Raw genomic sequence first — 10,849 nt, forward strand, 5'->3', positions numbered from 1 at the left:
GTTTGCTCAGAAGAGTTTGCCGATCAGCGCGGTCGGAAGCAGTTGCAGCACAGGTCGCAGCAGCCGCCAGGGATAGCCGGGAATCACTGCACGCTTACGGCGTTGCAGAATGGCATCGGCGATCCGTTTGCCACCTTCCTCCAGCGGCAGCAGGAAGGGACGGTGCTTGAGCTTTTGGTTCATCGGAGTATCGATATAGCCCGGATAGATGACCGTCACGGTCAGGTTCTTGCCCTGCGATTCGGCACGCAGGGCCTCCATGTACACGCTGACGGCTGCCTTGCTTGCGCTGTAGGCACCGCTGCCGGGCAGGCCGCGCCAGCTGGCGACCGAACTCATCGCTACGATCTGCCCATGGCCCTGGCTCTTGAACAGGGTGATTGCGGCGTCGATGGTGGCGCAGGCGCCGATGACATTGACTTCGAACATTTGACGGGAATTGGCGAAATCGATGCGCCCTATGCGTCCGTCGCTACCCAACCCTGCGTTGGCCACGACGATATCGAGCTTGCCCAGTTCGGCGCTGGCGGTATTCAGCGTGTCGCGTACCTGTTTGGCATCACTGACATCCAGCGGGTAGACCAAGACCCGCACGCCGTGGCGTTCCTCCAGCTCGGACTTGATGGTTTGCAAGACGTCGATTTGACGGGCAGCCAACGCCAGGTCATAGCCACGACTGGCGAATTCGCTCGCCACCTGACGCCCCAAGCCAGAGGATGCGCCAGTGATGAAGACCGATGTGCTCATGACAGCTACCTCATTATTGTTTTTCTCCAGACGTATTAAGCCAAGCCGGTCCCCTCGATGCGATGTTCGAACGTGTCAGATGATTGATAATTACGGCCAAAAAAATGTTAAATAGCCTTTTATACGAGGCGTGATTCGCCATGAGCCTTTCCGTGTTTCCTTGTGCCAGCCAGGCACCGCTGTGCTTCTGCATCGCGCAAATGGACGCCTGGGGGTATTCGTTGCATGAGGTGCTGGCTGGTAGCGGCCTAAGTGTTGACAGTTTTGCGCTACCTGAATCAGTGCCCAACAGCCGCCAGGAACAGACGATCTACGAGAACATCCTGCGTCTTTATCGAGGCACGGCAGCCGGGCTGGAGCTCGGTCGGCTGACCAACGTGAATAGCGTGGGTGTGCTGGGCGGACTGCTGGCAAACGCGATCGATCTTGGCCATGCCGGCTATTTGTCGCGCCGTTTCTATCCGCTGTCCAATCCCTGGATCGTGCCCGAACTGATCGGTAGTCTTTCCACGGGGCAGTCGATTATCCGATACCGTCAGGTCGGCGGATTGCCTGCGCTGTACCGGTTTCTCATCGACCGCGACATCCTTGGCACACGCCAACTGCTACGTGACATCTTCGGCGTGGGTGCCGATGGTTATGTGCGCGAAGTGGCATTCGGCTATCCCGAGCCAGTGGATGCCGAGCGTTATTCGGTCGAGTTCGATTGCCCCGTGAGCTTCGGTCATGACTACACCTACGTGACCTACGACAATGAACTGGGCCACCAGCGCAATGCACGGCGAAATCCGCACACTTATCACCTTTATCTACGGCTGTGCCGCGAAGCCCAAGCGCAACGTACGTCTTTGTCCTGGCAAAGCCGAGTGAACAGCATCCTGGCGTGCATCGACTTCTATCCAAACGCCGCCACCATGGCCAAGAAGCTCAACTGCTCGGAGCGAAGTCTACGGCGGCATCTGGGTGAGGAAGGTGTGCAGTACTCCGAACTGGTGGACAAGATACGGTTCGAACGGGCGATCTACCTGCTGCATCATTCCGAGGACTCCATCAAAACCATCAGCTTCAAGCTCTTCTACAGCGAGCCGCCGGCTTTCGTTCGGGCGTTTTCACGCTGGAGTGGAACCACTCCGGGCGAGTTCAGGTCTGGAATGGGGAAATGAATTATTTCCAAGCGTCCGAGTGGCCGTTTTCTGCCGTTCGCGAGACAGGTTGGCCTGGGTCCGCTTTGACCTGTCTTGAATGGTCGGTATCGACGGGACTGTCGTTTAGCAGGCGTCATTGCGTCTGAACTGCTCGTCTCCTGCTTGATGCAACTGCTCCCCTCCTGATCCATCGCTCCCCCCTCTCTGTGAACACCCTGCACGCCGACTGATCCCTGCTGAACAACACTTAGCGGCTTCGCCGTGCGCCTATAAAAAGGAAGATCCCCATGGCCCACCTCATCGAACAAATGGCTTACGTTGGCGCTACTCCCTGGCATGGTCTGGGCAGTCAGCTCTCGCCCTATCAGCCTCGGAAACAGCCACTCTTCGAAAGCCGTCGAACAACGAGCGATGGAATCGCTCGCTGACCGTGTCCAGCCAATGCCGAGCATGCTGACGATTGCGGCGATCTGTGTCGTGGTCTTCGCCTTATGCGACTTGGGAAAATGCACTCGGCATTCAAGAACTGGCGGCTGGCAGCCGCCTATAGCGTCAGGCTTTCGCCAAAGCCACGGATCACCTCCAACAGTGACTTCACCCGCAGCGGCAGATTCCCGGCCGGGTACACCGCGTGCATTTGTGGGCTCTCACCGCTGCTGGAGGTGAGCTTGTACTCGGGACAGACACGAAGCAGGCGCCCCGCTTCCACTTCGGGCTCCGCCAGCCAGTCCGCCAGGCGAGCGATCCCGACGCCCGCGAGGGCCGCCTGGAACACCGCCACACCGGAGCTGAAACGAAACTTCGGATGAACCCGAAAGCTGATGGCCTGCTCCTCACTGCGAAAATTCCACTCCTTGAGAATCCGCGGCGCCGTATGCAGGATCAGCGAATGCGCCTCTAGCGCCTCGATAGAGTCGGGCATCCCGCGCCGCTCCAGATACCCGGGACTGGCATACAGGTAACGTGAATAACTCCAGAGCGGAAAGCCGATCAGGTCACTGGATTGCGGAAACGCGCCACGAATCGAGAAGTCCAGCTTGCTCTTGGCCGGATCGATGGCCTCATCGGTGAAAATCACATCGACGTTCACGTCGGGATAACGCTCGCAGTACTGCGCGATCAACCGGGGCAATACCCCGTGTCCGAGAACTTCGGGGGCGGAAAAGCGGATCCAGCCGCAGGCCAGGCCACTGAGACCGGCCAGGTCTTCATCCGCCTCACGTTGCAGATCCAGCATTTTGTAAGCGTGGGGCAACAAACTCTCACCCGCCTCGGTCAAGCTCACGGCATTGGACGAGCGATTGAACAACTTGCCCCCGGCACTTTCCTCCAGGGCTTGAATGGCACGGGTCAGCGAGCTGGGGGAACGCCCCAAAGCGCGCGCCGCCGCGACGAAGCTGCGCTTGCGAGCTACCGTCGCAAAAGCTTCAAGCCCCCCCAACATATCCAGTGCCATTCATCACCTCATTGCATTTTTCACAACGTGGCATTGCAACACAAAAAAGACCCTTCCGTTAACCTTCCCGTTCAACCCACAGGGAAGTAGGCAAACAGGAGCAAAAGGACGTGTCAAAGCTGGATGAAATAGTCGGGAAATCCGCGGCCCGTATCGGTTTAGAAATTCGTGAATGGCCCGGGAAAAAATCAACGACTTCGATCCGACAGGAGATACCGCAAATTCATGTGTCGTTCGAAGAACAACGCACACTTCAAGCCGGCCTGGCATCGCTGGCCGTGACCGACAGCGCCTCGGGTATCCGCCAAATGCCAGCCTTGGGACAGCTGCTGGAAAGCACCCTGTGCGCCGAGAAAATCCAGCGCCTGCGCGACTTCCCCCAGGCCCGTGAGGTGGCGATAATCGTCAGGGGGCTGCCGCTGGACCCGCAACTGCCCGCCACGCCCTACGACACGGACCCGGACGTCGAAAACCTGCCGGTTCTGGCCGGAGCCATCCTGTCCGTGCTGCAAGCCCTGCAAACCCGTCCGGTGGCGTACGAGGGTGAAAGCGACAACACGGTGTTCCGCCACGTATCGCCCAAGCACAAGCGAGAGACTGAAAAGAGCTCCTTTGGCTCGCGCATGGACCTGGGCATGCATGTCGACAACCCACACCTGCCCCTGACCTGCGAACCCGTCTCGCAGTTATCGGCCTGTCCGGAGTACCTGTCCCTGACCGGTCTGCGCTGCGAACTCAGCGTGCCGACGCGCATCGTCGCCATTGACGACGTGCTGGCCATGCTGCCGGCCTCCGTTGAAGAGGAATTGTCACAACCACACTTCGCCATTCGCCGACCGGCCTCCTTCGGCAAACAGGGTAATGTGCTGGAAAACGTCCCTCTGCTGTACAAAAGCGCAACTGGTGGCCTGTATTGCCGCTACAACAAGGCCAGTGTCACAGCGACCTGCGCCAATGCGCAGTTTGCCCTGCAACTGTTCGCCGCCGCCGCTAATCATCCCGATGTCGTGCACCCGATATTGCTGCAACCAGGGGACATGCTGATCTTCAAGAACCAGCAAACCCTGCATGCCCGGGACGGTTTCCCCCCCCGCTACGACGGCCGCGACCGCTGGATGCTGCGCGTCTTCGGGGTCAACGACCCGGCACGCGTGGTGCCGCTGGCCCCTCACCAACCCTTCATCGTCAGAGCCTGAATTCATGGTCGATATTGTCATCCTTTGCGTATTCGCCTTCGCCGCCGGTCTGATCGATGCGGCGGTGGGCGGCGGCGGACTGATCCAGATACCCGCGCTGTTCAACGTGCTGCCCACGGCACAACCGGCAGCGCTGTTAGGTACCAACAAGGTCGCGGCAGCCTGCGGCACTGCATTCGCGGCCCGCTCCTTCGTGCGCAAGGTGGTGATCGACTGGAGTCTGGTGATACCCGCCGCCTGTGCGGCCTTTGTCATGGCCTTCTTCGGAGCGGCCACGGTGTCGTCTGTACCCCAGTCGTTGATCCGGCCGGCGGTGCTGGTGTTGATCGTGCTGATGGCGATCTACACCTTCTGGAAAAAGGACTTCGGCGCCCTGCACAAACCCATGCGCATCGGTACCAAAGAGAAACTGCTGGCGATCGTCATCGGCGGCGCCATCGGCTTCTACGACGGACTGTTCGGTCCCGGCACCGGCAGCTTCCTGATCTTCCTGTTTATCCGCTGCTTCGCCTTCGACTTCCTTCATGCCTCGGCGTCGGCCAAGCTGGTGAACATCGCGACCAACGTAGCGGCGCTGATTTTCTTCATTCCAACGGGTAACGTGCTCTACCTGATCGCCATCCCCATGGCGGCATTCAACATCCTGGGCGCGCTGACCGGCACCTGGCTGGCGGTTCATAAAGGCGTGCCCTTTGTCCGAGCCCTGTTCCTGGTGTTACTGGTGATCCTGATCAGCAAACTGTCCTACGACCTGCTCCTGCAAATCTGAGGAAAACCACATGTATCCCATGTTCGATCGCCTGGTGGCGCTACTCGATACCCACGCAGCCTCCTACCGAGTGTTGATGCACGATGCCGAGGGCCAGTCGGCACGGGTCGCCGAAATCCGTGGCACCGAGCCAGGCCAGGGCGCGAAGGCCATGCTCTGCTCGCTCAAGGGTCAGGCCGAACCGTATGCCCTGGTGATACTGCCGGGGGACCAGAAACTCGACATGAAAAAGGTCGGAGCGGCCCTGGGCGGAAAAAAGGCCGAACTGGTGAAGGCCGAAACCGCCATTGAACTGACCGGGTGCCGAATCGGCGCCATCCCTCCTTTCGTCTTCGATGAGCGGATTCAATTGATCGTCGACCCGGCCCTGACCACAGGCTACGGCGAAATCGCCTTCAACGCCGGTCGGCTGGATGCATCGATGGTGCTCGATACGCAGGATTATCTGGCGATTGCCAAGCCTCGGTTGCTGGATGTCAGCCAGGCCTGAGCACACCGCTACTGCGTGGGGAATACCGCTCAACAAGGCTGAACGCGGTCCCTGCAGAGCAGAACCCACCAGGCGGATACCGCCGAAGCTCTGCTCCAGGGCCTCGCCCAGTGCCTGCAGATCGTATTCGGCGGAGCAGAAAAACAGCACGAACCCCAGATGCGGATGCAACAGCTGCCGCGCCAGTTCCTGGGCCACCAACCGGGCATCAGTCGCCTGGGACATTGCACTGACGACACCTCGTTCTGGGCCTGCTGCATCTTCATCTCCTGCCGGTGCGCTATGAAGCCTGAGTGTACGAAGCCTGCCGGGCGTCACGAATGCTACTTGGGTAGGGGGTAGCCACCACAGCCAAGCTGGTTGCGCTTGCGCGCAACGCGCCATGCCTGGCGCACAAATGAAAAACCCGCCTTCGAGGCGGGTTGGGTGCTCATTGAAGCACTACTCAGCGTTATTTTTCCACCTAACGCATATCCGCATAAGGCGAGATCGGCTCCACCGGTAGCGGCAAGTTGCCTTGCCAAGGGTCAAACGTGTAGCGCAAGTAAAGCAAGGCGCGGCTCGGGGCGTAGCCTTCGCTGTGTTGCCAGGTGATACCGGTTCCCAGCACCAGTTTGTTGGATAAGCGACGCTCCACGAGGCCCTGGAGACGGAAGTTGACGCCGTTGCTGCTACTGCCACTCTTGGTCAGGGACGGGCTGTCCGCCAGGGTCTGATTCGATTGCGCCAGCAGGTTTTGCAGTTCGCCTTCGCGGTTGTCTTTGGGGTAGAGGTCGGAGCCGTCGATTTTCGCGAACGACCAGCCCACCGAGCTTTCGAGCAAGGCCGACCAGTCAGCGTTGCGCCAGGCATAGTTCACCGGCACGCTGACCGAGTAGTACTGCTGCGGGCTGTAGTATCCGCCCTCGCCGAGGGTGAGTTCGCTTAAGTCCTTGTCGTATCCCATGTACATCAAGGTCAGGCCAGTGCGCAGACGTTCGTCGGCGCGTTCCACCAGGCGATAGTAATAGCCGCCCATGGCTGTGCGCCGCTGATTGTTCTCAACGTTCTGGCCTATTAACCAATGACTGCTCAGACTTGCCCACACGCCATCTGCGCCGCCTTCGTCATGGCTCAGGCCCAGGGTGAAACCGTTGGCCGTAACGCCGCCCCACTTGGTTCCGGTGACCGGATCGACCGCGCCGGCATACGACACCAGTGAGTTGGTCAGGGGCCGCCGCGATGCCGTGAGGCGGTAGCCCACGCTGCTCCAGTCACCGCTGTAGGTGACACCGCCAACCCAGTTGGATACCGTGAATTCTTGTGGTGTATGGCCAAGGTCAAAGGCCCAGCGATCATCGTGCCAGCCCATGCCCAACAGGGTGCCGCGCACGCTCTGCGAGGAGGTGGCACAGCCATCCTTCACCACCGCGCACAAGCCGAACTGGTCGGTGCTGGAGAAATTGCTGACATCCAGATTGATGTCTTCGGCCTGAACGAAACCCTGTCCTTGCGCCACCGGTGCGTCGATGCGCAGGATGGTGGTTTGGGTGGTCAGGTCCGAAACCCCCGATGAACTGTTGTCGGTGCGCCAGGCGAGGTCATGGTACAGGTTCACCGTCGGGTTCTGCTTTTGGTACAACTCGTCAACGTCGCTGCGGATGCTGCGCTGCAACCAGCCATCGCTGTCCTTGGCACGGCTGGCCAAGGTCATGGCACGGTTGTCGCGCGGTTCGGCCTGTTGCGGCTCGATCATCTTTGCCGCGGCCATGCTGCGTGCATAGTCATCCAGAGCCCGCTGCGGCTCTTCTCGGGACAGCAGACGCGCCGCATCCCGATAGACCAGCGGATCACTTTGCGGGGTCTTGAGCAACTGCGCGAACAGCGCGTTCGCACGCGTCTTGTCGCCCAGCGACGCCCAGGCATTGGCCAAGCGGCGCTGGAACGACGCATCGGCCGGTACTGGCGCAGTCACTGCCATAAGGCTGGCCTTGGCGGCGTTCGGCTGACCGAGAGCGATCAGCACTTCGCTCAGGCCCAGTTGGGCCTCGGTATTTTTCGGCGCGCTGGCCAGCACCTTGCGATAGCGGCTTTCGGCCTGCGCCAGGTCGCCACGCTGCTGGGCCCAGTCGGCCAGGGTCAGGTAGTCGTCAGTGGTCGGCGCGCGCATCAGCAGCGCTTCGGCCTGAGTCTCATGGCCGCCGTCGCGCAGTGTCCGGGCCTTCGCGAGCAACTGGCGCCGCTGCAGACGTGCCCACAGCTCGTTCATGTTGTCGCTCCAAGCGGCGCGAGGGATCTGTTGCAGACTGCCCATGGCATCGCCGTCACGCTCACCATTGGCCAGAAACAGGCCGTGGGCATAGCGCGCCTCGGTGTTCTGGCCCTGACGTTGTATCAGCCAGTGGAAGCTTTGATCGGCCTCGGCATTGAGGCCCAGTTCGCGCTGGGCATTGGCCAAGCGGTACACCAGCCAGGGATTGTCCGGGTCCAGCACTCGAGCCTTGCTCAAGGCTACCGTCACCTGCGCCCAATCGCTGCGTCGGGTGGCGTCATCGGCCTGCGCGTTGAGGCGATCCAGCGTCAGCCCCCGACGCACGCTTTGGAACTCCTGCTGCTCCCTGGGTGTCAGGCTGTCGAGGTAATGCTCGGCCTTTTCCGGTGATTGCGACTGATACAGGCGGACCATGGCACGCACCACACTTGCGTTAGTCGGATCGAGCTTGCGCGCCTGCACCAACAGGGCTTCTGCGGTGATGTCATCGGATTCGCCACGAGCAGCGTAGGACAGGCCGATCAGCGACGCAGGATCGTTCGGCTTGGCTTTGTCCGCCTGCCGGTACCATTTTTTCGCGGCGGGATAATCCTTTCGCTCAAGGGCTTCATCACCCTTTTGCAACAGCATCCACTGGTAGTTGGCAGCCTTGAGATCCTGCCACTTGGTCATCCAGTAGGTGTCCTGCTCGATGGCCGAGGCCTGGACGAAAGTGTTGTAGGCCGCTTCGTTCTTGTTCTGGCGCATCAGCGAAATACCCAGCGAACCGAGCAGGCTGGAGTCTTGCGGATAACGCTTGAGCGCCCGACGCAAACTGGCTTCAGCGCCGACGTTGTCGCCGGCTTCGAGCAATGCCTTGCCTTTGACTCCGGCCTGCCAGGCCGGATCAGCCAGGTATTGCTCCTGCCCTTGCAACTGTCTGGTCGCGTCAGCGTGCAAGCTGGCATAGGGGTAGAACTTCAGAAAAGTCCGCCAGCCCTGCGCGGTTTCGGGCCCTACCGGCTGCTTGAGCCAATAGTTGTATTCGCGTTCGGCAGCGTTGTTGCTGGCGTTCGGATCACCCGCCAATTGATGCAGGACGTCCAGCGCCTCGGGATCACGCTTTTCGGCAAACAGCAGGCCGGCCAAGGTCTGGCGCAGCGAGGCATTGCCGGGATACTGCCGGTCCAACTCGCGCAACTGCTCTATCACGACCGGGCGCTGAGCCTTGATGCCGCTACGCACGTTCAGGTATTCCAGGGCCGTGGCAAAGTCTGGCATGTCATCGCCGAACAATTGCCGATAGGCATTGACCGCGTCTTCGGAACGGCCGGCGACGGCCAGCAGGCGCGCCTCCTGCAGGGCCCTCTGACCATCGGTGCCGTGCATTTTCAGCAAGCTCTCGGCCTGACGCAGGGCCGCAGTGCCTGGCGCCTGCTGACGCAGTTGGGCGACCAGGCGTTCGGCTTCCGGCTGGTTCTTTTGCAGCAGTGCCTGGCGGACTTCAACGACTTTTACCAGCGGATTGTCCGGGGCGATCAGTTCCAGACGAGCCAGCGAGTCATGCACCAGGTCTTCGCGGTACAGAGCTTCACCAATACGGACCTGCTCCAGCAGCCATTGCTGCTGGTCGGGCGGACTGAGAGGCTGACCCAGGGCGACCCCGTAAATGCTGCTCAACAGCAGCCCAAAACCGGTCATTTTGTGCATGCGGCAGTCCAGTTTGGCACGAGGTTCCCGTTTTTATCGAAGCGATAACGTTGTTGGTCCCAGCCCTGCCCGAACAGCGTCAGCGACTGGTTGTAATAGGCATCCGCCAAGGGCGGTTGTTGTTGCAGGCGTTGGCGTTGGGCCTTGAGGACGCCCGCACTGTCCGGGCTTGCGGCCAGCAACGGCAGCAATGCGGCACTGAAGCCGACCGGGCCGGAGCCATTGTCGAGGCCGGTGGTTGTGTCGACTTTTTCCGGCACATGGCCCAGCCGCGCAGTCAGGTCCAGCATGGGTTTGAAGTGCTCAATCAACCCGGCGCGCCCCGGCGCATCCTTGTCCAGCATGCCCAGCCAGAGGTAGACGCGAATGGCGTCATAGCTTCCAACACTGCCCTTCTGACTGTCCACGGCCCAACCCTGACCGGCTTTCCACAATTGCCAGTCGGATGCCAGGCCCTTGGGCGAACTTTCGATCAGCAGACGCTCGGTGTTACTGGCCAGCTCCGCCCAAATCGGTGCTTCCTGGGCGAAGCGTGCCAGCAATTGCGGTGGCAGATAGCTGGCATTCAGACGCCAACCCTCGGCATTGTCGAACCCGACGTCGCCGGGTAACAGCATCAGGCCCAGGCCCGGAAGTGTGCGCAGGCTTTGCGCAGCACTGCGCCAGAGCAGGTTGCGGCCCAATGTCAGGTAAGTCGGCTCATGCCACAGACGCCCCGCTTCCAGCAGGCTATAGGCGATCCACAAATCGGCGTCGGTGGCATTGTTGCTATCAAGTACCTGCCAACGGCCAACTTTGTCGCGGCCCCACTGCCACGCTGGAAGCTGCCGGTTAAGGTCGCCGCCGGCCAGGTTGTCCTGGGTCCAGCGCAGCACCTTGGCGAAGCTTTTACGGTCATTGCCCAGCAGAGCGAAAAACAACCCGTAGCTCTGTCCTTCAGACGTGGAGATCAACTGCTCCGAGGAATGGTCAACCACCCGTCCGTCCGGGCTAAGCATCGCCTGGCGATAATTCTGCCAGGCCGGCCAGGCGCATTCCGCGGCACCGGCCAAGCCAGGCACTACGATGATCGCGGTCAAAGCCCGCGCGAGGAAGGCTTTCACCCG

8 protein-coding genes and 1 pseudogene are annotated in these 10,849 nt (G+C 60.7%); 4 read left to right on the top strand and 5 right to left on the bottom strand.

Going from position 1 to position 10,849, the window contains the following annotated elements; genetic code table 11:
• Positions 1–6: 6 nt before the first annotated feature.
• Positions 7–747: an SDR family NAD(P)-dependent oxidoreductase gene (locus ACIPIN_RS06920; protein ID WP_401116930.1), complete on the bottom strand. Its 741-nt coding sequence runs from the start codon at positions 745–747 to the stop codon at positions 7–9.
• A 140-nt stretch (positions 748–887) separates the two neighbouring features.
• On the opposite strand from ACIPIN_RS06920, the gene ACIPIN_RS06925 reads away from it, so the two are divergent.
• The gene (locus ACIPIN_RS06925; protein ID WP_401116932.1) at positions 888–1,910 is read left to right on the top strand and encodes an AraC family transcriptional regulator ligand-binding domain-containing protein; all 1,023 of its coding nucleotides are present in this window, start codon (positions 888–890) and stop codon (positions 1,908–1,910) included.
• A gap of 526 nt (positions 1,911–2,436) precedes the next feature.
• Here ACIPIN_RS06925 and ACIPIN_RS06930 read toward each other — a convergent pair.
• On the bottom strand, positions 2,437–3,348 hold the full coding sequence (locus ACIPIN_RS06930) for a LysR substrate-binding domain-containing protein (RefSeq protein WP_401116934.1): 912 nt from the start codon (positions 3,346–3,348) through the stop codon (positions 2,437–2,439).
• Between the two features lie 227 nt (positions 3,349–3,575).
• On the opposite strand from ACIPIN_RS06930, the gene ACIPIN_RS06935 reads away from it, so the two are divergent.
• From ACIPIN_RS06935 to ACIPIN_RS06945, 3 genes are read left to right on the top strand one after another with little or no spacing between them, the layout of a single operon-like run.
• Positions 3,576–4,544, top strand: coding sequence for a TauD/TfdA family dioxygenase (locus ACIPIN_RS06935; RefSeq protein ID WP_401116936.1), 969 nt, complete (start codon positions 3,576–3,578; stop codon positions 4,542–4,544).
• A 4-nt stretch (positions 4,545–4,548) separates the two neighbouring features.
• Positions 4,549–5,313 (top strand): sulfite exporter TauE/SafE family protein, encoded by a 765-nt coding sequence (locus ACIPIN_RS06940; protein ID WP_401116938.1) that lies wholly within the window; start codon positions 4,549–4,551, stop codon positions 5,311–5,313.
• 10 nt (positions 5,314–5,323) lie between these two features.
• Positions 5,324–5,803, top strand: a complete 480-nt coding sequence (locus ACIPIN_RS06945; RefSeq protein ID WP_401116940.1) for a YbaK/prolyl-tRNA synthetase associated domain-containing protein — start codon at positions 5,324–5,326, stop codon at positions 5,801–5,803.
• 48 nt (positions 5,804–5,851) lie between these two features.
• Here ACIPIN_RS06945 and ACIPIN_RS06950 read toward each other — a convergent pair.
• The 3 genes and pseudogenes from ACIPIN_RS06950 to bcsZ form a co-directional block, all read right to left on the bottom strand.
• Positions 5,852–6,063: pseudogene (locus tag ACIPIN_RS06950) on the bottom strand (GfdT protein); the annotation flags it as partial.
• Positions 6,064–6,266: 203 nt separating this feature from the next.
• On the bottom strand, positions 6,267–9,743 hold the full coding sequence (gene bcsC, locus ACIPIN_RS06955) for a cellulose synthase complex outer membrane protein BcsC (protein ID WP_401116942.1): 3,477 nt from the start codon (positions 9,741–9,743) through the stop codon (positions 6,267–6,269).
• The gene (gene bcsZ, locus ACIPIN_RS06960; protein WP_401116944.1) at positions 9,731–10,846 is read right to left on the bottom strand and encodes a cellulose synthase complex periplasmic endoglucanase BcsZ; all 1,116 of its coding nucleotides are present in this window, start codon (positions 10,844–10,846) and stop codon (positions 9,731–9,733) included. The genes bcsC and bcsZ overlap by 13 nt, the downstream gene beginning before the upstream one ends.
• Positions 10,847–10,849: the final 3 nt, after the last annotated feature.

Origin of the sequence: Pseudomonas sp. NPDC087697 (assembly GCF_044743155.1) — a bacterium.
Taxonomy (GTDB): domain Bacteria; phylum Pseudomonadota; class Gammaproteobacteria; order Pseudomonadales; family Pseudomonadaceae; genus Aquipseudomonas.

Coding starts and splice junctions, on each gene's coding strand:
- ACIPIN_RS06940 (WP_401116938.1), top strand. CDS start 4,549: ATGGTCGATATTGTCATCCTTTGCGTATTCGCCTTCGCCGCCGGTCTG.
- ACIPIN_RS06945 (WP_401116940.1), top strand. CDS start 5,324: ATGTATCCCATGTTCGATCGCCTGGTGGCGCTACTCGATACCCACGCA.
- ACIPIN_RS06920 (WP_401116930.1), bottom strand. CDS start 747: ATGAGCACATCGGTCTTCATCACTGGCGCATCCTCTGGCTTGGGGCGT.
- ACIPIN_RS06925 (WP_401116932.1), top strand. CDS start 888: ATGAGCCTTTCCGTGTTTCCTTGTGCCAGCCAGGCACCGCTGTGCTTC.
- ACIPIN_RS06930 (WP_401116934.1), bottom strand. CDS start 3,348: ATGGCACTGGATATGTTGGGGGGGCTTGAAGCTTTTGCGACGGTAGCT.
- bcsC (WP_401116942.1), bottom strand. CDS start 9,743: ATGCACAAAATGACCGGTTTTGGGCTGCTGTTGAGCAGCATTTACGGG.